Origin of the sequence: Catellatospora sp. TT07R-123, from assembly GCF_018327705.1 — a bacterium.
Classification (GTDB): domain Bacteria; phylum Actinomycetota; class Actinomycetes; order Mycobacteriales; family Micromonosporaceae; genus Catellatospora.
Map to the genome: position 1 here is coordinate 639,684 of NZ_BNEM01000001.1, position 21,893 is coordinate 661,576.

Genomic DNA, 21,893 nt, shown 5'->3' on the forward strand with positions numbered 1-21,893 from the left:
GATTCTCCTTATGCCTGGTCCGGGGTACCCGCGCGCAGCGTGGGGCTCAAGGTGACGACGAGGGCCATGACGGCGACGCCGGCCGCGCAGATCAGCGTCGCCTGGCCGCCCGTCACCGCCTGGGCCAGCGCCCCGCCCAGTACGGGGCCCGCGGTCGCGGCGATGCCCGCGGTCAGGCCCAGCACGGAGCTGAGCCGCCCGCGCAGGTGATCGGGGGTCAGCAGCAGCAGCCGCGAGACGATGATCGTGGTGGCGGTGGGTGCGGGCAGGGCCATCACGAAGAACAGCACGCCCATCAGGTAGCCGTTGTGGATGACCACGGCGATCGGGGTCAGCAGGGCCACGATCCAGAACACCGACACGATCGCCGTGTAGGCGCTCAGGCGCTGCGACAGCCTGGGTGCCAGCAGCGCGCCGACGACGCCGCCCGCGCCGAGCATCGCGGCCATCACGCCGATCTGGCCCGACGGCACCCCGCGCGAGGCGGCCAGCACGATGGCGACGAGGTAGAAGGCGCTGAAGAACAGGTTGAGCGTGACGGCGCAGGCCATGGCGACCCGGATGTACCTGTGCTGCCACACCCAGCGCAGCCCGGCCCCGATGTCGGCGCCGAGCCCCGCGGCGGGTGCCGGCGACGGCTCGCGTCCGGGCAGTCGCAGGAACAGCAGGCCGAGGCACGCGACGGCGTGGACGGCGGCCCCGGCCGCGAACGGCAGCGCCCGGGCGGCGGCGTACAGGAATCCGCCCGCGGCGGTGCCCGTCAGCTGCCCCAGGTAGACCCGAGCCGACTTGAGCGCGACCGCCGAGGCGAGCTGTTCGGCCGCGACGAGGTTGGGCAGGCTGGCGTCCTCGGCCGGGTCGAACAGCGCCGCGCAGGCGCCCATGACGACGGCCGCGACGACCAGGTGGGCCAGCGTGAGCAGGTCCGACGACACCGCAGCCGCCAAGGAGGCCGCGGTGACGGTCTGCGCCACCGCGCAGCCGATCATGATCGCCTTGCGGTTCCACCGGTCCACCAGTGCCCCGGCGGGCAGGCCGGCGGCGAGTCTCGCTCCGGCCGCCGCCGCCAGCACCAGGCCGGAGCGGGCCGCCGAACCGGTGACCGACAGCGCGAGCAGCGGCAGGGCGATCGTGGCGGCGTTGACGCCGAAGTCGGTCAGCGCCTGGCTGCCCCACACCAGCTGGTAGTCGCGGTTGCGCGACAGCGGAACCGCGGCCTGTTCGGTCGTGGCGGTGCTCACAGCGCCTCCCGGCAGTCGGCGGCGATGCTGCGCAGCGCTTGCAGGAAGCTGTTCGCAACGGCCTCGATGGTGGCCTCGTGGTGCACGTCGGGCCGGTAGTACCAGGCGAAGCGCAGCAGCCCGTCGAGGACCGCGCCTTCGACCTCGACCAGGTGGGTGCCCCGGCTGCCCGGGTCGCGGTCCTGCCCGATGGAGCCGTGCACGTCCCAGATCAGGCCGGCGCCGTCGCGGGCCCGCGCCTCCCACTGGCCCAGGTAGTTGAAGGCGATCTGCGGTCCCGTGGTGGCGTCGCCGAACCGCCCGCCGAGGTGGCGCAGGGCCCCGAAGCCGATGCCGTTGGCGGGTACGCGCCGCAGCTGGCGGCGTACCGATTTGGTCATCTCCCGCCAGTCCGGTCCGGCGTCCTGTTCGCAGTGCAGGACGATCGGGGTGATCGTGGTGAACCAGCCGACGGTGCGGGTCAGGTCCGTGTCGTCGAAGAGTTCCTCCCGGCCGTGGCCTTCCAGGTCGACGCAGACCCTCGGCTGACCGCTCCACTGCGACAGCGCCCGGGCGAGGGCGGCCAGCAGCACGTCGTTGATCCGGGTCCGGTACACGACGGGTGCGACGCGCAGCAGCGCCTCGGTGTCGTCCTTGTCCAGGCTCACCTCCACCGTGCACAGCGCCGCGGCCGGTCCGCTGCCCGGCGCCCGGTCCGCCGGCAGCGGGGTCACGTCGAGCGCGTCGGTCCAGTAGTCCACTTCGGCGTCGAAGCCGCCGGTGCGGACGTGCTCGGTCAGGCGGTGCGCCCAGCTCTGGAACGAGGTGGTCTTGGGCCCGAGCCGTACGGTGTCGCCGCGCAGGGCCTGCTGGTAGCCCGATTCCAGGTCCTCGGCCAGGATGCGCCAGGAGACGGCGTCCACCACGAGGTGATGGGCGACCAGGAACAGCAGGGGTCGCTGCCGTGGTCCGAAGGTGAACAGCACCGCCTTGAACAGCGGGCCGCGGCTCAGGTCGAAGCCGGCGTGGATCTCGTCGGCGACGGGTCGCACCGCCGCCAGCGGGTCGTCGGTGGGCGGCAGGTCGCGGCGCAGCAGCACGGACGGTTCGACCGCCGCGTTGTACTGCCGCCAGCCGTCGCCGGTGGCCTCGAACCGCATCCGCAGCGCGTCGTGGTGTGCGGGCAGGGCGGTCACCGCCTCGGTGAGCGCGGCTTCGTCCCAGTCCGGCGCCAGTTCGATCAGCAGCGCCTGGTTGAAGTGGGTCGGGCTGTCGCGGTGCACGTCGAAGAACCAGTGCTGGATCGGCGTGAGCGCCACCTCGCCGACGACCGGCGCGTCGTCGCCGCCGCCCGTGTCGACCGCGGTCACCACCGACGCCAGCGCGCGGACCGTGCTGTGGGCGAAGATGTCGGTGGGGGTCAGGCTCAGCCCCGCCTGCCGGGCCCGGGACACGATCTGGATGGCCAGGATCGAGTCGCCGCCGAGGTGGAAGAAGTCGTCATCGCGGCTGGTACGGTCCACGCCCAGCACCTCGGCCCAGATCTGCGCCAGCGTCACCTCGACAGGGCCTTCGGGCGGGGTGTGGCGGGTGACCACGACCGGCGCGGGCAGCGCCTGGTGGTCGAGCTTTCCGTTGGGGCTCAGCGGCAGCCGGTCCAACGTGACGAAGGCGTGCGGCACCATGTGCTCGGGCAGCACCCCGGCGACCGAGGCGCGGGCGGCGTCGGCGTCGATCTCGTGGCCGGGCGCGGCCACCAGGTACGCGACCAGCCGCTGCCACCCGTGGTCGCGGCGCGCCACCACGACCGCCTGGGCGACGGCCGGATCGGCGAGCAGCACCGCCTCGATCTCGCCGGGTTCGATCCGGAACCCCCGGACCTTGATCTGGTTGTCGGCCCGCCCGCGGAACTCCAGCTCGCCCTCGGCGGTCCAGCGCACCAGGTCGCCGGTGCGGTACATGCGTGCGCCCGGTCCGGCGAACGGGTTGGCGACGAAGCGCTGCGCGGTCAGCTCGGGCCGGCCCAGGTAGCCCCGGGCCAGGCCGGGACCGCTGACGTACAGCTCGCCGGTGACACCGACCGGCACCGGGCGCAGCGCCGGGTCCAGGACGTAGGCCTGGCTGTTGAGGATGGGCCGCCCGATGGTGACGGCGGCGCCGGGCGTGAGCGGCTCGCTCCAGGTGGACACCACCGTCGCCTCGGTCGGGCCGTACGAGTTGATCAGCGAGCGTCCCGGTGCCCAGTCCTCGACCAGTTCCGTCGTGCACGCCTCGCCGCCGACGGCCAGGCAGCGCAGGGCGGGCAGCCCGTCGCGCACGGTCTCGGCGGGGACGGTGGCCAGGGCGGTCGGCGGGATCAGCGCGTGGCTGATCTGCTGCTGCCCGAGCACCTCGGCCAGCCGGTCGCCGAGCAGCGGGCCCGGCGGCGGCACCACCAGGCTGGCCCCGGTCGGCAGGGCCATGCACAGTTCCAGGATGGAGGCGTCGAAGCTCGGTGAGGCGAACTGCAGCACCCGGTCCCCGGCGCGTACCTGGTAGTGCTCCGCCTCGGCGGCGGCGAAGCTCGCCAGGCCGGTGTGGGTGACCACCACGCCCTTGGGGCGGCCGGTCGAGCCCGAGGTGTAGATGAGGTAGGCGGGGTGGGCCGCCAGCAGCGGCGCCCGCCGGTCGGCGTCGGTGGGCGGATGCTGCGGCATCCGGGCCAGTTCGGCCAGCGTCACGGGGTCGTCGAGCACCAGCACGTCGACGCCGTCGGTCTGCGGCAGCCGCTGCGCCACCTCGGCGGTGGTCAGCAGCAGCATCGGGCGGGCGTCGTCGAGCATGAAGGCGATGCGCTGCGGCGGATAGTGCGGATCGACCGGCAGGAACGCCGCGCCCGCCTGGGTGGCGGCGAGCTGGGCGACGACGATCTGCACCGAGCGCGGCAGCGCCAGCGCCACGATGTCCTCCGGCCCCGCGCCGCGCTGGATGAGCAGGTGCGCCAGCTGGGCGGTGCGCGCCGACAGCTGCGCGTACGTCATCGCCGTGTCGGCCTCTCGCAGCGCGATCAGTCCGGGGGTCCGCCGCGCCTGCGCCTGGAACAGCTCGGGCAGGGTCGCCGGTGTCACGTCGCGGCCGGTGTCGTTCCAGTGCACCAGGATCTGGTCGCGCTGCGGGGCGTCCATCAGTTCGATGTCGCGCAGCCTGGTCGCCGGATCGCCGGTGACGCCCTCCAGCACCGTCATCAGGTGGCCGGTGAGGCTGCGCACCGTGCTCGCGTCGAACAGATCGGTGTTGTATTCGACGGTCAGGGTCAGCCCGCCGTCGCGGGGGGTGAACTCCAGCACCAGATCGAACCTGGCCGCGGGGCGGGGCAGGTCGTGCTCGGCCAGGGTCAGGGCGCCGACGCGCCGCGGCCGCACCATGTCGGTCTGTAGCACGACGTAGGCCTGTGCCAGCGGAGCGCGGCTCGGGTCGCGCACCGGTTCGAGCGCTTCCACCAGGCGTTCGAACGGGACCTGGTCGTGGGCGAAGGCCTCCAGCACGCGCTCGCGTACCGTGTCGAGGTATCCGGCGAAGGTCAGTTCCTCCTCGACGGGGCAGCGAAGGATCACGGTGTTGACGAAGAAGCCGATGATCTGTTCCAGTTCGGCCTGGTCCCGGCCGGCGGTGACGGTGCCGATGGCGATGTCGCGCTGGTGGGTGTAGCGCGACAGCAGCACCTGTGCGGCGGCGGCGAGGGTCATGAACAGCGTGGCGCCGCTGTCGCGGCCGACGCGGGCCAGTGCCTCGACCAGGTCGGCCGGCACGTGGTGGCGGTGCACGGCACCGGCCGTGGTGCGTACCGGCGGGCGCGGCCGGTCGGTCGGCAGGTCGAGTACGTCCAGCCCGGCCAGCGTCGACGTCCAGTAGTCCACGTGTTCGGCGATGACCGCCTCCGTCAGCCGCCGCTGCTGGCGCACGGCGACGTCGGCGTACTGCACGGACGGGGGCGGCGGGCACGACCCGCCGTTGGCGTAGAGCTCCAGCAGCTCGTCGACCAGCAGCCGGATCGACCACCCGTCGGTGATGAGGTGGTGCTGGCGCAGCAGCAGCACGTGCCGCCGCTCGCCGAGCTCGACCAGGACGGCTTCGGCCAGCGGGCCGTGTTCGAGGTCGAAGCCGGTGTTCAGATGCCGGGCGAGGATCGCCTCGCACGCCTCATCGGGTGCGGGATGCGCCGATGTGGATACGTCGTATTCGGTGAGCGCGAGCTCGCCGTGCTCGTGCACGCGCTGGTACGGGCGGCCGTCGTCGTCACCGAAGGTGGTGCGCAGCGGCTCGTGCCGGGCCACCAGCGCGGCCAGTGCGGCGCGTAGCGCACCCCGGTCCAGCGGGCCGTCCAGGCGCAGGCCGATGCCGGTGTTGTGTTCGGGCGTACCCGGGGAGACCTTCTCCGACAGCCACAACCGGTGCTGGGTGGGCGACAGGGGCAGGGGCCGCCCGCGCGGCACCGTCTCGATCGGTTCGGCGTCGGCGTGCGGGGCGTGCGACACCGCCTCGGCCAGGCCCGCGACCGTCGGGTGGGTGAACAGCAGCCGCAGCGGTGCCGCGATCCCGAAGCGGGCGCGCAGGCGCGACATCACCTGGATGCCGGTCAGCGAGTCGCCGCCGAGGTCGAAGAAGTCGTCGCCCGCGCCGGGCACGGGTCCGCCGAGCACTTCGGCCCAGATCGCGGCGACGGCCCGCTGCGCGTCCGTGCTCAGCTCCACCCGGTCGGCGGACGGATCGGCGGCCGGAGCCGGCAGCGCCTGCCGGTCGACCTTGCCGTTGGCGCTCAGCGGCAGCGCGTCGAGGACGACGACGTGGGCCGGCACCATGTAGTCGGGCAGCACGCCACGCAGGAACTCGCGCAGCGCGGCCGGGGCCGGAGCCGGCGAACCCTCCCGAGCCACCAGGTACGCCGCGAGGCGTTTGGCACCGGAGTCCTCCCGGGTCACGACGACCACCTCGGCGACGGCCGGGTGGCGGTGCAGGGCGGCCTCGATCTCGCCGAGCTCGATGCGGAATCCGCGCACCTTCACCTGGTGGTCGCTGCGGCCCAGGAACCCCAGCGTCCCGTCGGGCAGCAGCATCGCCAGGTCGCCGGTGCGGTACATGCGGCTGCCGGGCGGTCCGTCCGGGTCGGCGACGAACCGTTCGGCGGTCAGGGCGGGGCGGCGGTGGTAGCCGCGGGCCACCCCGGGTCCGGCGATGTAGACCTCGCCGGCCTCGCCCGGCGCGACCGGCCGCAGGGATTCGTCGAGCAGATGGATCCGCATCCCGTCCAGCGGCGATCCGATGGGCACGGATTCGGCCACGTGGTCCAGGTCGGCCATCGCGTGCGTGGTGGCGAAGGTGGTGGTTTCGGTGGGGCCGTATCCGTTGACCACGACCAGCCCCGGCGTGGCGGCCATGGCGCGGCGCACCGCGGCGGGCGGCACCACGTCGCCGCCGGTCCACACCTGCCGTACCCCCGCCAGGCAGTCGGGGTGCTCGCGGGTGAGCAGCCGGAACAGTCCCGCGGTGAGCCAGAGCGCGGTCACGCCGTGCTCGGAGATGACGCGGCGCAGCGTGTCCGGCTCCAGGTCGCCGGGCTCGGCGACCACGACGCGGCCGCCGCGCAGCAGCGGCACCCAGAGCTCGTAGGTGGACGCGTCGAACGCCGTCGGGGAGTGCAGCAGCACCCGCCGGTGGGCCTCGTCGTCGAAACGGGAGTCCAGCGCGAGCGCCACCGCGTCGGCATGGGTGACCGCCACGCCCTTGGGCGTGCCGGTGGAGCCGGAGGTGTACATGACGTACAGCAGCCGGTCCGGCGACACCGCGCGTTCGGGTCGGTGGTCCGGCTGGTCCGCCGATGCCGCGTCGAGGCGTTCGGTGCATCCGTGGTGGATGGCCGCCGCCGTCTCGGCGAGAGCCTTGTCGGTCAGCAGGATGCGCGCATCCGCCTCGGCCAGCACAGCGCGCAGGCGGGCGTGCGGCGCGCGCAGATCCAGCGGCAGGTAGGCGCCGCCGGCCTTGGCGATGGCCAGCACCGCCACGACCAGATCCACCGACCGCTCGGCCAGCAGCGCCACCGGCTCCTCGGAGGCGAGCCCGAGCTCGATCAGCCGGTGTGCCAGCTGGTTGGACCGCAGGTCGAGCTCGGCATAGCTGAGCTGCTCGGCACCGCAGACCACGGCCGTCGCCGACGGGTCGGCCTGTACCCGGGCCGCGAACAGCGCCGGCACCGTGCCGGGGTGACGTCCGCGCGCCGTGGTCTGCTCGGCGCGCTCCAGACCCGCGCTCATGAGTTGGGCATTTCGCGCTGGCGCACGATGACGGGCGCGGCCTGCTCGCCGCGCCGGGCCAGCCTGCCGCTGACCTGGAGGCTGTCGATCACGCCGGTGACCGGATTGCGCAGGAAGCGCCCGCAGAACAGCTGCTGACCGGAGGTGGGCATGCGCAGGGCGAAGGTGAGGTCCTCCTGGCAGATCATCGGCGCGTAGACCCCGCCGTCGACGGCCAGTTGCAGCTCGGAGCCGGTGGCGTGCACGACGTAGGCCACGGCGCCGTTGTGGTACACGCCGACGCACTCCTGCGGCGAGGCCAGCTGCGTCGGCTGCTCCGGCCACAGCGTCGGCTGGCCGATGTGGATGCCGACGTGGTCGAGCTCGTCGAGCAGTTCGCGCCAGATCTCCGAGCCCGTGCCGGCGTTGCTGGTCAGGGCGACGGCCATCCCCGATTCGGGATGCAGCCGCACGTAGCACGAGGTGCCGTTGGCGTTGCCGTCGTGGCCGAGCCAGCCCGCACCGTAGTCGGCGAGCCCCAGGCCCCAGCCCTGGGCCAGGCCGAAAGGCTCAGCCTGCGGCACGGGCGCGCGCATCTGCCGCGCGGCGGCCGGTGCCATCACCTTGGGTATGCCGCCGTCCAGGTGCAGGCGGGCCAGCGCGATCAGGTCCAGGGCGGTCGCGGCGAGGCCGCCGGCGGGAGTCTCCGCGACGGCCAGCGACTGTTCCACCGGCCGGGTCCGCCCGAGCGTGAGGTTGACGGAATAGCCCGTCGCCAGCTGCTGTTCGGCCGCGCCCCGGTGGGTGCCGTTGACGAACGCCGGCTCGATGCCCAGCGGGCGCAGCACCGTGGATTCCAGCGCCTCCCGGAAGTCCATGCCGGTCACGACCTCGATCAGGTGGCCGGCGACCACGAACCCGGCGTTGGAGTAGGAGAAGCCGCTGCCGGGCGGGAGCACCAGGTTGCTGTCACGGCAGTGCTCGGCGGTGTATCGGCCCGCGGAGACGGTGGACACCGTGCCGGGGACGGCGCCGGAGCCCAGGCCGCTGGTGTGGCTCAGCAGCTGCCGCAGCGTGATCTGGGCGCAGCGGCGGTCCAGGCCGCTCAGGTAGGCCGCGATCGGCTCGTCGAGGTCCAGGTCGCCGTCGGCGACCAGGACCATCGCGGCGGTGGCGGTGAAGCATTTGGTGATGGAACCGACGGGGAAGACGGTGGCGCCGGTGACCGGCGTCGGCGACTGGTGCTGCGGCTGGCCGAACTCCACGGAGTCGGTGCGCCCGTGCCGGTACACGGCGAGCTGGGCGCCAGGCACCCCGTATCGTTGTGCCAGCAGGGGCATACTCTCGGTCAGCACCGCGCTCACGTCGCGCTGTCTGGTCAAGCCGGACACAGGAAACCTCCGTCGGTACACGTGGTTGCTTTCACCGCCGTCCTGTGTGGACACAAGGCAGCGGCATACGGACCGCTCCGGGGGTTTCCCATGCGGTCCCAGCAGCACCGTAGGGGTGCACATTGCACTGTGCCATCTAGACTTTCGAATCTTCCTACCTCAAGCTATTCATTCAGGCGGGTGTAACGCTAAAGGGGTTTTGGGCGCGGCGACGGGAGGAAACGCGGTGCAACCGGACCGGTCATACGCTACGGTGGCAGCCGATCTGCGCGGCTTCGTCACCTCGGCCGCCCGCGAACGGGCACCCGCCGACGACGACGACATCTTCGCCCTCGGCTACCTCACCTCGCTGCGCGCGCTGGAGCTGGTCACCTACGTGGAACGCCGCTTCGGACTCACCGTCGACGCCGAGGACCTCAGCCTCGACAACTTCCGGACGATAGCCAGAATCGCCGCATTCGTGGGCCGCAAAACGGCGGCGGAGGCGATCGACGCCGACACCGGGCCGCAGTGAGATGGCCGAGCAGTCCGCCTCGCCGCCGCGACGCGCACCCGACAGTGCCGGACATGAATCACCATTGACGCCGATGCAGCGGTGGTTTATCGAAACTCACCCCGACCCGCGAAGACTCACCCAATCGTTGACCGTCGAGCTGGCACCGCCGGTGGACACGCGGGCGATCGCCGCCGCGGTGCGGACCGTGGTCGCCCGCCATGACGCGCTGCGCCTGCAATTCACCCGCACGGACCGGGGCTGGCGGCAGCGGGTGACCGACGCGCGTCCGCACCTCGCCCGGCTACCCGGCCGGCAGCTGCCGGACGCACTCGACGCGCTGCGCCAAAGCATCGACCTGGGCCGGCCACCGCTGCTGACCGCCGCCCTGCTGGACCCCGCCGCGTTGGACCCCGCCGCACCCGGTGCGGCCCCGGGCGGCCCCGGCCAGGCTCGGGCGGCGCGGCTGCTGCTGGTCGTGCACGGGCTCGCCATCGACGCCGCTTCCTGGTCGATCCTGCTCGCCGACCTGGGCAACGCCTATCGGGCCGCCCGCGACGGCCGCGCGCCGGACCGCAGGCCCGCCCCGACGTCGTTCGCCCGGTGGGCCCGCGCCCTGGCCGAGCACACCGCCGCGGGCGGATCCGACCGCGAGAGATCCCACTGGTACGCCGCCACACCGAGTACGGCGGACGCGGCCGCGACACACCGTCGCACCCACCCCCATGACCGAGACGGCGGGGAGATCACGGTCGGGCTCGACGCCGGGTACACCGACCGCCTGCTGCGCCACGCCCACGCCGCGTACCGTACGCGCGTCGAGGATCTGCTGATCTGCGCGCTGGCCCATACGGTGGCGCGACGGACCGGCCGGGCACAGGTGCACCTCGACGTCGCCGGGACAGGCCGCGACACCACCGTGGGCGGCGTGGACCCTGCGGGCGCCGTCGGCTGCTTCACCACCCTGTTCCCCGTCCGCCTGGAGGTGCCCGGCGGCGCGCCGTGGCGCGAACTGGTGCCCTCCGTCAAGGAGCGACTGCGTGCCGGACCCGGACCGGGCCTGGCCCACGGCGCGCTGCGGCAGGTCCCGGCAGCACCGACGCTGTTCACCTACCTCGGCCGGTGGAACCCGCCGCGAGACCCCGACCTGCGCGCCGCCGAGCAGGGACCGGTCACCGACCGCCCACGCGGCCACGACCTGGAGGTCACCGCCGCGATACGCGGCGGCCGGCTGGAGGTCACCTGGGCCTACGCCGGCGACGACGAACCGGCCGCTCACGCCGAGGCGCGGGCGTTCATCGCCGCCCTGAGCGCGATCATCGAGCACTGCGACCTCCCGGACGCGGGCCGGTGCACCCCGTCGGACTTTCCACTGTCCGGTCTCGACCAGGCCGCGCTCGACCGCGTCACGGGCAACGGCCGCCACGTCGAGGACATCTACCCCCTCACCCCGACACAGCAGGGGATGCTCTTCCACACCCTGCTCGACCCCGACGCCGGGCTCTACGTGGAACGCGTCGTGTGCACCATCCCGGCAGTGCCGCAACCGCTGCTGCTGGGGCAGGCGTGGCAGGACGTGGTGGACCGCACCCCGGCGCTGCGGACCGCCGTGGCCCACGGCGGCCTGACCCACCCGGTGCAGGTGGTGCACTCCGCCGTACGCCTGCCCGTCTCCTACCACCCGTGGCCCGGCGAACGGCACCTCGACCTGCCCGGCCCGCCGCTGATGCGGGTGAACATCGCCACCGTCGACACCGACACGGTCGAGGTGACCTGGGACCTGCACCACCTGGTGCTCGACGGCTGGAGCATGCGGCAGGTCATCGCCGACGTCCTCGCCCGCCACCGGCTGCGCGCCGGCCAGACCGCCCCCGCCGCCCCCGCCCGGCGCCCCTTCCGCCGCCATCTGGAATGGCTGAGCCGACAGGACCACGACGCGGCGCTCCGGTTCTGGCAGCACGCGCTCGCCGGCGCCGCGCTGCCCACACCGTTGCCCTACCGGCCCGAACGCCGCGAGCGACCGCACGCGCGCGGCCGCGCGCACACCACGAGCGACCTCGCCGGGGAATCGGCCCGGCTGCGCGCCTTCGCCGGCGGCAGCGGGCTGACCGTCAGCACGGTCGTGCAGGGAGCCTGGGCGCTGGTCCTGGCCCAGCACAGCGGTCGCGGCGACGTGACCTTCGGCGCCACCGTGTCCGGCCGTCCGGACATCGAAGGCGCCGACGCGATCATCGGCATGTTCGCCACCACCGTCCCCGTCCGCGTACGCCTGCGGCCGGACCAGCCCGTCACCGCCTGGCTCGCCGACCTCCAGGCCGCGAACCTCGCCGCCCAGCCGTTCCACCACGCGCCGCTCAACCGGATCCACGCCGCCGCCGGCCTGCCCGCGGGCGGCAGCCTCTTCGACAGCATCGTGGTGTTCGAGAACTATCCCCCCGCCGGGGAAGCGGACCTGTCCTCGCTGCGCGCCATCGAGGTCACCCACTATCCGCTCGCCCTGGTCGTGGTCGGCGGTGCCCAGCTGTCCCTGCGCCTGCTCTACGACCCGGACCTGTTCACCGCCGCCACCATCGACGCGATCATGCACCAGCTGCGCCGGATGCTGGCGCAGCTGGCCGCCGAGCCGCACCGCGACCTGGGCCGTCTGCTCCCCGCCACCACCGTGCAGCCGTCCGCCCCCGTGTCGTACGCGGCCGAGGTGCCCACCGGCGGCTCACCCCCGGCCGCCGCCGTCGCCGCGGTCGAGCAGCGCCTGCGGCAGATCTGGACGCAGGTGCTCGCCGTGCCCCGATCCGGGCCCGACGACGACTTCTTCGCCCTGGGCGGCGACTCGCTCCAGGCGTTGCAGGTGCTCACCCGCGTGCTGGACGCCTTCGGCGTCGACCTGCCGCTGCGCGCCCTGTTCGACCATCCGACCATCGCCGGACTGGCCATCCGCGTCTGCGCGGCCGTCGCCGCCGCAGACGGCGACCGCATCGAGGCCACCGCCGGCAGCGGCCCGCTGCCCCAGTCGTCCGCCCAGCGACGCCTCTGGTACTCCCACCTGGTCGCGCCGGACAGCGCCCAGTACCACACCGGACTGGCGCTGCGGCTCACCGGCGCCCTCGACCTCGACCGGTTGCACCGCACGCTGCACAGCCTGATCGACCGGCACGAGGCGCTGCGCACCGTGTTCGGACCCGGCCCCGTGCAACGGATCCTGCCCGCACAACCGGTCGACCTCCCGCAAACGGATCTCACCGAGGTCGACGCCGACACCCGGGAACACGCGCTGCGCCACCAGCTGCGGGCCGCGATGCGGGCCCCGTTCGACCTGGGCCTGCGGCCACCCGTACGCGCCCAGCTGATCCGGCTCGGCACCGAGGAGCACGTACTGCACCTCGTCCTGCACCATCTCAGCTGCGACGGCTGGTCGATGGCCGTGCTGACCGAGGAGCTGATCGGCGGCTACACCGCCGACGGCTCGACCGGCTGGCCTGCACGCCCGCCCGTGCGGTACGCCGACTACGCGGCCTGGCAGCAGCGCAGGCTCACCGGCTCGGCGCTGTCCGGGGCGCTCGCCTACTGGCGGCGGCAGCTGGCGGACCTGCGCCCGGCGCACCTGCCCGGCGACCGGCCCACCCCCTCAGCGCCCACCCGCCGCGCCGCGACCGCCGACCTCGCCTTTCCCGCACCCCTGGTCGCCGCCCTGCGCAGAGCGGCTCGCGACGCCGACGCCACCCTGTTCATGGCGGTGACCGCCGTGACCCAGCTGCTCCTGGGCCGCCGCACCGGCCGCCGGGACGTCGCCGTGGGCACGGTGACCGCCGGCCGGGACCGGGTCGAACTCGAACGCGTCGTCGGCTGCTTCGTCGAGACGGTCGTGCTGCGCTCCAGCATCGACGAACGCCTCTCCTTCGTCGACTTCCTCGCCCGGGTGCGCGACACCGTGCTCGCGGCATCCGCCCAGCCCGCCCCGTTCGAGCTGGTCGTACGGGCCACCCGCCCGCCGCGCCGGGACGGCGGCACGCCGTTCGTCTCCGTGCTCGTGGTGCTCCAGCAGCGGGCGCCGGTGACCGCGCCCTGGGCGGAGGAGATCCCCGTCCCCGTCACGGAGTCCCCGTTCGAGCTGATCCTCGAGTTCCGCCAGACACCGGACGGCCTGGCGCTGGCCGTCACCTATCTCACCGACCTGTTCTCCGCCGACCTCATCCGACGATTCGGCGAGGACCTGCTCGAACTCGCCGCGACGGTGACCGCCGCCCCGCACCGGGCCCTCGGCCACCTGGCCGTCCTCGGCGATGGCGAACGCGACGAGCCCCGCGACGGACCTCGCGAGGACGAAGCAGCAGCGCGGCCGGGCATCCCGCCGCGCACACCGGCGGAACGGCTCGTGGCCCGCTACTGGACCGACCTCCTGCTCGAGCCGACGTTCGGCGTACACGACAAGTTCTTCGAAGCCGGCGGCTCGTCGCTGGCGCTGCTGGAGCTGCGCGACCGGCTGGAACCGCTGTGCGGCGGCGAGCTGCCGATGGCGGCGCTGCTGCGCCATCAGACCGTCGAGGCCATGGCGCGGCTCATCGAGGCTCCCCCACCTGCCTCGGACGGGCAAGCCGGAGATGTCCACCTATAGCGTCAACAGTGGAACGAGGTGTCGATGTGAACGGCGACGATGTGGCCATCGTCGGGGCGGCGTGCCTGTTTCCCGGCGCCTCGGACCTCGACGCGTGGCATCACCACCTGTCCTCCGGCCGCGACAGCGTGGGGCAGCCCAGCCCTGAGCGGGTCCGGCACTGCGGCGGCACCGGCGACGTCACCTACGTCCGGCTGGGCTACCTGGACCGCATCGACCTCTTCGACCACAGGTTCTTCGGCATCTCGCTGGGCGAGGCCGAGCTGATGGATCCCGCGCAACGACTCGCGTTGCAGCTCACGCACCAGGCGATCGAGAACTCCGGACGCGCGCCGCGCGAGCTGCGCGGCACCCGGACCGCCGTGATCCTCAGCGCCGCCGATACCGGCTACCAGCGGCTGTCCGACGAGTCCGACGCCCAGCAGCTGCTCGGCGCGGTGCCGGCGGCGGTGGCCGCCCGGATCTCGTACCTGCTGGATCTCACCGGCACGGCGTTGACGCTGGACACCGCGTGCAGCGGAAGCCTGACGGCGGTGGCCCTGGCGGTGCAGCAGCTGCGCGGCGGCGCCGCCGACCTGGCCGTCGCCGGCGGCGTCAGCGTTCAGCCGCAGCTCATCGCGGCCGACACCCACACGTTCATGCGTGGCATCGAGTCGCCCGAGGGCGTCTGCCGCCCGTTCGACGCGGCCGCCGCCGGCGCGGTGGGTGGCGAAGGCGGCGGCATCGTCGTGCTCAGGCTGCTGACCGAGGCACTCGCCCACGGCGATCCGATCCTGGCCGTGCTCAAGGGGATCTCCACCAACCACAACGGCTTCCGCGCCGCGAACATGGGCGCGCCCAGCCAGGTGGCGCAGAGCGAGGTGATCACTGCCGCGTGGCGCGACGCCGGAGTCGACCCGAGGACCATCGGGTACGTCGAATGCCACGGGTCGGGGACACCGCTGGGCGACGTGGTGGAGGTCGAGGCGCTGCGGCAGGCGTTCCTCGACGCGGGCGCGGGCGATGCCGACTGCGTCATCGGCTCGGCCAAGGCCAACGTCGGCCACCTCGACCACGCCGCCGGCATGGCCGGACTGTTCCGGGCGATGCAGAGCGTACGGCACGCGCAGCTCTACCCGGCCGTGCATTTCGACTCCCCCAACCCGCTCATCGACTTCACCGGGCCGGTCCGGGTCAACACCGGACTCCGCGCGTGGCCCGCGACCGGCACGCCCCGCCGCGCCGGGGTCAGCTCCTTCGGCCTGACCGGCACCAACGTTCACGCCGTCATCGAAGCACCGCCGCACCGCGCCGCCCCCGCCACCGACCCCGCGGACGCCCAGCTCGTCACGGTGTCCGCGAAGTCCGAGGCCGCGCTGCGGCGATACCGCACCCTGCTGGCCGACTTCGCCGAGCACACCGAGCACCCGCTGCCCTCCATCGGGTATGCCATGAATCGCTGCCGCGACGACCACCCCTACCGGTGGGCCGCCGTCGTGTCCGATCCGCGCGAGCTCGTGACCGCGCTGCGCACGGCCGACGTGCCGCCTCGGCCCGCCGCCCGCGACCGGCCGGTGGTGCTGCTGTTCTCCGGGGACGCCACCGTCCTCCCGGCCGGAGACGCCGCCGAAGCCGACCCGGCCGCGCGGCTCGTCGCCCACCAGCATGCCCTCTATCGCGCCCTGGGCGCGCTCGGCCTGCCCGAGGCGCGGCTCACCGGCTGCGGCGTCGGCAACCTCGCCGTACGCGCGTGCCGGGGCGAGCTGTCCATCGCCGAGGCCGCAGCAGCGGCGACCGGCCGCGAGCTCTCCTCGACGCTGGACCAGGAACGCCTGCGCCAGATCGTGCGCGGTTTCGTCCAGGACGACGCGGTGCTGGTGGAGATGGGCGAGGACGGGGTGCTGTCGCGCCAGATTCACGCGCTGGCCCCGGAGCTGGAGATCATGACCTTCGCCGGGGTGCCCGACCCCCTGCACCAGCTCGCGCGGCTCTACCGGCACGGCGTGACGGTCGACTGGGACAGGCACTACGCCGGCACCCGCCCCGGGCACATCGACGCGCCCACCTACCCGTTCGAGCCGGTGCGCTGCTGGCGCCAGCCCACGGCGCCGACCCCGGCGATCAGCCGCCCGATGCCAGCCGCCGACGGGGACACCCGGCAGCGCCTGGCGGCCGTGTGGAGCCGCGCGCTCAGAGCCTCCGACCTCGACGACGACTCCCACTACTTCGAGCTCGGCGGCACCTCCCTCACCGGCATCAGCGTGCTGCGCGACATCGACGCCGCATTCGGTGTCACCATCGGCTTCGCCACCCTCTACGCCAACCCGACGCTGGGACGGCTCGCCCAGGCCATCGACACCCTGCGGGCCCAGACGCGGCCCCACCCGCAGGACGACCTGACGATCCCGGTGCTGCCGCGCGGCGGCAGGCTGCCGATCTCCCTCGGCCAGGAGCAGCTGTGGTATCTCGACCAGCTGCACCCCGGCACCGCGCTGTACAACGTCCCCCACGCCATCCGCTGGCACGGCCCGCTCGACCACGCCGCGCTCCTCGGCGCGCTGGACGACCTCACGCAGCGGCACGAGCTGCTACGCGCCTGCGTCCGCAGCGACGACGGCGTGCCGTACCTGCTGGACACGGGCGCGACCGCCGCGCTGCCGCTGATCGACCTGAGCGGCGTCCCCGAACCCGACCGGACGCGACAGTTCCGGCGGCTCGCGGCCACCGAGGCGAGCACACCGATCGACCTGGCACACGGCCCGCTGGTACGCACCAGCCTGGTCCGCCTCGCCGACGACGACCACGTGCTGCTCGACACCTGGCATCACAGCATCTTCGACGGCTGGTCCCCGCGCCCGTTCTTCCGCGACCTGCTCGAGTTCTACCGCGCCGGGCTGGAGGCGAGGCCAGCCGCCCTGCCGGAGCTGGCCGTGCAGTACGCCGACTTCGCCGGCTGGCACCGCGACTGGCTGCGCGGCGAACGGCTGCGACGCGGCCTGGACCACTGGCGCCAGGCACTGGCCGGCCTGCGCCGCGACGAGCTTCCGCTGGACCGCCCCCGACCCGGGCGGCCCGGCCACGAGGGCGACCTGGTCCGGTTCACCGTCGACGCCGAGCTGGCGCAGCGCGTCCGCGCCTTCAGCCGCCGGGAGGGCGTGACCACCTTCGTCACCATGCTCGCCGTCGTCGACGCGCTCGTCTTCCGCTGGGCGGCGCTGGCCGACGTCGTCGTGGGCGTCGGCACCTCCGGCCGGTTCAACCCGGCCACCCACGACCTGATCGGCTACTTCAACAACGTCCTGCCGTTTCGCACCGCCGTGGACGGCGGGCAGTCCTTCCGGCAGCTGGTCCGCACGTGCACCGGCACGGTCGCCGCGGTGCTGGACCATGAATGGGTGCCGCTGGCCACGCTGATCTCCGAGCTGCGCCGCCACCGCGACCCGGCCCGGCATCCCCTCTTCGACATCGCCTACACCTACCAGAACGTGCCGACACCCGACGTCGACCTGCCCGGCGTGCGCCTCGCCGGCTTCGACCAGGACGAGGTGATCAACGGAATCCCGCCCGGCACCGCCAAGTTCGACCTCACCTTCGGCATCACCGACGAGGCCGACGGAGCCATGCTCGCCTACATCGAGTATTCGACCGCCCTGTTCGAACGAACCACCGTGGACGGCCTCGCGGCACGGTTCCTGGCCCTGATCCGGTCCGCCATGGACGCCCCCGACGATCCGCTGCGGTCCCTGCCGCTTCCCGCCGCTCCCGCGCGGGACCTGCCCCCGGCCGTGGCGCCGCCCTCGGCGCAGGAGCTGCCCTCGGCTGTGGCGATGGTGCAGGCGCAGGCCGCGCAGCGGCCGGACCACCCGGCCGTCGTGTGCGCGGGACGCGATCACACGTACCGGGAGATAAACGAACGCGCCAACAAGCTCGCCCACGACCTCATCGAGGCGGGCGTCGGCCCGGACACCATCGTGCCGGTCATCGCCGAGCGTTCCGCGGACCTGGTGATCGGCTGGCTCGCCGTGGCCAAGGCCGGCGGCGCCTACGCACCCGTCGACCCGGCCCACCCACCGGCCCGGGTGGCGGCCGTCCTGGGCGCGCTGGGCAGCCGGGTCGCCGTGGCCAGCCCCGCCCTGACCCCGCTGGCCGAGGGCATCCCCACCGTCATGGTGATCGAGGACAGCCTGCCGACGGCCGGGTACGCCGACCCCCCGCCCCGCTCCGGCCCCCGCGACCTGGCCTACCTCATCCACACCTCCGGATCGACCGGTCAGCCGCACGGATGCGAGGTCGAGCAGCACAGCCTCGCCGACCTGCTGCGCTGGTACCGCGACGAGACCGGCCTCGGCCCCGCCGACCGGCTCAGCCAGCTCGTCTCACCCGGCTTCGACGCCGCCGTCCTGGAGATCTGGGCGGCCCTGGCCGGCGGCGCGACCATCCACATCGCTCCGCCGGAGTGCCGCGAACCCGGGGCGCTGACCCGCTGGCTGACAGCCCACCGCATCACGGTCGCCTTCCTGCCGACACCGCTGGCCGAACTCCTGCTGACCGAGACCGTGCCCGGGGCTGATCTGCCGCTTCGGGTACTCGCGACCGGGGGCGACCGGCTGCACCTCCGGCCACCCGCCGGTGCCCGGTTCAGGCTGCTCAACCTGTACGGCCCCACCGAGTGCACCGTCGTGGCCACCGGCGGCGACGTGGCGGCCGCGCCCGGCGACGCGCTGCCCGGCATCGGCCGCCCGATCACCGGATGCCGCGTCTACCTACTGGACCAGGGCGGCGAACCGGTCGCGGCGGGCCGGATCGGCGAACTCCATCTCGGGGGCACCGTGGTGGGCCGCGGCTACCACGGCATGGCGGCGCTCACCGCGCAGCGTTTCGTCGCCGACCCGTTCGCACCGCAGCCGGGATCACGCATGTACCGCACCGGCGACCTGGCCCGGATCGGCCCCGACGGCAACCTGGAGTTCTGCGGCCGTACCGACGATCAGGTCGAGATCCGGGGCAACCGGGTCGAACCGGCGGAGGTCGAGCACTTCCTCACCGCCCGGGGCGGTGTCGGCGAAGCCGCCGTCGTCGCCACACCCGCCGCCGACGGCTCGGCACAGCTGGTGGCGCATGTCGGCGGTGCCGGCCCGGCCCCGGCTCCCGGCGAACTCCTCGCCCTGGCCGCCCGCGACCTGCCGGCGTTCATGGTGCCCAGCCGCGTCCTGGTCCACGACTCGCTGCCCAGGACACCCCACGGAAAAATCGACCGGCAACGCCTGAAGACGATGGGGACCACCATGACGACGGACACCATGACGGCGGCGACCGCGGAACGGATCCTGGCCGGAGTCTGGGCGGACATCCTCGGCCGCGACCGCGTCGACCCCGACGACAACTTCTTCGAGCTCGGCGGCGACTCGGTGATGAGCGTACGGGTGTGCGCCCGCGCGGGCCGTGCCGGAATCGAGCTCACCCCGCAGCAGCTGCTGCGATACCACACCCTGCGCGACCTGGCGCGCTCCGTCGCCGGGCCCGGTCACCACCGCGACGCGGACGACACCGAACTCGGCCCCGGCGAGCCGGCACCCGCGCGGGCACCGCGGGATTCCGGGACAGCGATCCCGTTGACCCCCATCATGCACCGGTTCCTCACCGACCCCGGGCCGCGGGCGTTGCGCGAGTTCACCGTACCCATGGTGATCGAGGTCGCGGCGGGCTGCCGCGGCCACGACGTACGCGCCGCGCTCCAGCATCTCACCGAGATCCACGAGACGCTGCGCTACCGGCTGCGCCACAACGCCCTCGGCTGGCGGATCGAACTCGCGGAGACCGAACCGTCGCGGCTCGTCGACACGGTGGTCCTGCCGCCCATGGGCGAGACCGAGGAAATCGCCGTCCTCGCCGCCGACCTGGAACAACTCCGGTCTGATGTGGACATCGAGCGGGGACCGGCCCTGCGGGCCCGCTTCTACGAACGCGGAGGCGACCGGACCGGCCTGCTGTTGTTGATCATCCATCACGCCGTGTTCGACAACATGGCGGCCATCGCCCTGCTCGACGACCTCGACGCGGCCCTGGAACAGCTCACCACGCAGCGGCCGCTGTCGGCGGCGCCACGACCGGCCACCTGGCGGCAGTGGAGCCGGTCGCTGCACGCCATGTCGGTCTCCGACGAGGCCGCCGGCGAACTCGGCTACTGGACGGCGCTGCTGACCGCCGGATCTGCCGCCACCCCCGAGCGCCGCGACGACCCGACCGGCGAGACCGCGACGGCTCTCCTGCGCACCCTGGAACCGTCGCAGGTGCCTGCCGTGCTGCGCACGGGCGACGCCGCTGCCCGGGAGGCCGCCTACGCCGCGATCGCGTACGGCATCGCGCGATGGCAGGGCACGCCGGGCGCCTACGTCATGACCGAAGGCGAGGCCACCCCCGGCATCTACCGGACCGAGGCCCGGGGCCACGCCGTCGGCTGGTTCACCACCCTGCACCCGCTGTTCCTGCCCGCCGACCCGGACCGCGACGTCAGCGCCTGCCGCACCGACGTGAGCGACCGCCTCCGCTCGATCCCCAACGACGGCGTCGGGTACGGCATCCTGCGTCACCTCTCGCCCGCGTCGCCCGCCGTGGCGCGGCTGCGCGCGCTGCCCGAACCCGCCATCCTGGTCACCCACCTGGCCACGGACGCCTCGTCGTTCGACCGCGGGCTGCGCCGTCTCCGCAACCGGCTCGACCTTCAGCTGCGCCTGAGAACACCGCAGACCGCCGGGTTCGGCATCGCCGTCAGCTCCTGGGTGAGCGGCGGCGCCCTGTCCGTGGCCGTCTCCCACGACACGAGCTACCGCGCCGAGGAGATGACGGCCCTGGCCGACGAGCTCGCCGCCGCCCTGGCCGGGCTGGCGTGATGGCGTCGCCGTCGCTGCTCGCGGTCGCCGCTTACCTGCCCGAGCACACCGTCGCCGTGGCCGACCTGCCCGAGCTGCGGGATCTGCCGCCCGAACAGCGGGACACCTGCCTGCGGCTGGGCGTCTCACACGTGCCCTGCGACCCCGCCCTGAGCACCACCGACCTGGCCGAACGCGCCGCGCAGCGCGCGCTGGCCCAGGCCGGGCTGAGCGGCTCCGACATCGACGCGCTCATCGTCGTCGAATCCCGTGCGCCGGAGCACCTGGTGAGCTCCGAGGCGACCCGGCTGCAGCACCGCCTCGACCTGACCCGGGCGATGAGCTTCACCGTCGGCGGCCTGGGTTGCGTCTCGATCACCCCGGCCCTGCTGACCGCCCGCGGCCTGCTCGCCGCCGACCCGGACCTGTCCACCGTCCTCATCGCGCACGGCAGCAGACCGGCGACCCCGCACCGCTACCGCCACCCGGTCACCATCAGCGGCGACGGCGGCCTGGCCGTCATCGTCGCCCGGCACGGCCCGGTACGCGTCCGCGACATCGTGCTCGAAACCAACGGCGCCTACTGGGACCTGTTCCGGGTCGACTACCGCGACCTGCCGACGGCGCAATGGCGTGAACAGTGCGCGGACCTCGCCGCCTACTCGTTCTCGCTGGCGGTGGAGACCGCCGGCCGGCTGCGTGCCCTCAACAGGCTCGCGCTGCGGCGCAGCGGCCTGGACCAGCGGGACATCGCCTGCTACCTCAGCCAGAACCTGTCCCTGAGCACGTTCCAGGTCTATGCGGAGCTGCTCGACGCGGCCATCGCCCCCGCATGCGCCGACAACCTCTCCCGGTACGGCCACCAGGGCCCCAACGACATCATGCTCAACCTGTCCCATGCGATCGAGCGGGGCGAGCTGCCCGAGGGCGGCACGGCCATCGCCGTCAACGCCAGCCCCTCGGCCGCCTGGAGCATGCTGATACTGGAACACGGTGCCACCGCGGGCACCGACGTGCACTACCTCTAGTGCCCGGGACGACAGAACGACCGACCGAAAGGCAT

Annotated in this window: 7 protein-coding genes; 4 read left to right on the top strand and 3 right to left on the bottom strand. The window is 73.5% G+C overall.

The genetic code is table 11. The features are described 5' to 3' along the window. Window positions 1-8: 8 nt before the first annotated feature. The 3 genes from Cs7R123_RS02695 to Cs7R123_RS02705 are packed head-to-tail and all read right to left on the bottom strand — an operon-like array spanning window position 9 to window position 8,868. Window positions 9-1,241, bottom strand: a complete 1,233-nt coding sequence (locus tag Cs7R123_RS02695) for an MFS transporter (RefSeq protein WP_212823165.1) — start codon at window positions 1,239-1,241, stop codon at window positions 9-11. Beyond that, window positions 1,238-7,507 carry a non-ribosomal peptide synthetase gene (locus Cs7R123_RS02700; protein WP_212823167.1) on the bottom strand — a complete coding sequence of 2,090 codons (6,270 nt, stop codon included), beginning with the start codon at window positions 7,505-7,507 and terminating at the stop codon, window positions 1,238-1,240. The genes Cs7R123_RS02695 and Cs7R123_RS02700 overlap by 4 nt, the downstream gene beginning before the upstream one ends. Next, window positions 7,504-8,868 carry a serine hydrolase gene (locus Cs7R123_RS02705; protein WP_212823168.1) on the bottom strand — a complete coding sequence of 455 codons (1,365 nt, stop codon included), beginning with the start codon at window positions 8,866-8,868 and terminating at the stop codon, window positions 7,504-7,506. Before Cs7R123_RS02705 ends, Cs7R123_RS02700 begins: the two co-directional genes overlap by 4 nt. A gap of 262 nt (window positions 8,869-9,130) precedes the next feature. Here Cs7R123_RS02705 and Cs7R123_RS02710 point away from each other — a divergent pair, with 262 nt between their 5' ends. From Cs7R123_RS02710 to Cs7R123_RS02725, 4 genes are read left to right on the top strand one after another with little or no spacing between them, the layout of a single operon-like run. Beyond that, a complete protein-coding gene (locus Cs7R123_RS02710) occupies window positions 9,131-9,391 on the top strand; it encodes an acyl carrier protein (protein ID WP_212823169.1) in 261 nt (86 codons plus the stop codon). A 1-nt stretch (window position 9,392) separates the two neighbouring features. After that, window positions 9,393-13,982: a condensation domain-containing protein gene (locus Cs7R123_RS02715; RefSeq protein WP_280517271.1), complete on the top strand. Its 4,590-nt coding sequence runs from the start codon at window positions 9,393-9,395 to the stop codon at window positions 13,980-13,982. Between the two features lie 26 nt (window positions 13,983-14,008). Continuing rightward, window positions 14,009-20,851 (top strand): non-ribosomal peptide synthetase, encoded by a 6,843-nt coding sequence (locus tag Cs7R123_RS02720; RefSeq protein ID WP_212823171.1) that lies wholly within the window; start codon window positions 14,009-14,011, stop codon window positions 20,849-20,851. Then, entirely contained in the window at window positions 20,851-21,858 is a 1,008-nt protein-coding gene (locus Cs7R123_RS02725; RefSeq protein ID WP_212823172.1) for a 3-oxoacyl-[acyl-carrier-protein] synthase III C-terminal domain-containing protein, read from the top strand. Before Cs7R123_RS02720 ends, Cs7R123_RS02725 begins: the two co-directional genes overlap by 1 nt. The last annotated feature ends 35 nt before the right edge of the window (window positions 21,859-21,893 follow it).

Bases quoted from the DNA above. Each gene is read 5' to 3' on its own strand.
- Cs7R123_RS02725 (WP_212823172.1), top strand. From the start codon at position 20,851: ATGGCGTCGCCGTCGCTGCTCGCGGTCGCCGCTTACCTGCCCGAGCAC.
- Cs7R123_RS02700 (WP_212823167.1), bottom strand. From the start codon at position 7,507: ATGAGCGCGGGTCTGGAGCGCGCCGAGCAGACCACGGCGCGCGGACGT.
- Cs7R123_RS02715 (WP_280517271.1), top strand. From the start codon at position 9,393: ATGGCCGAGCAGTCCGCCTCGCCGCCGCGACGCGCACCCGACAGTGCC.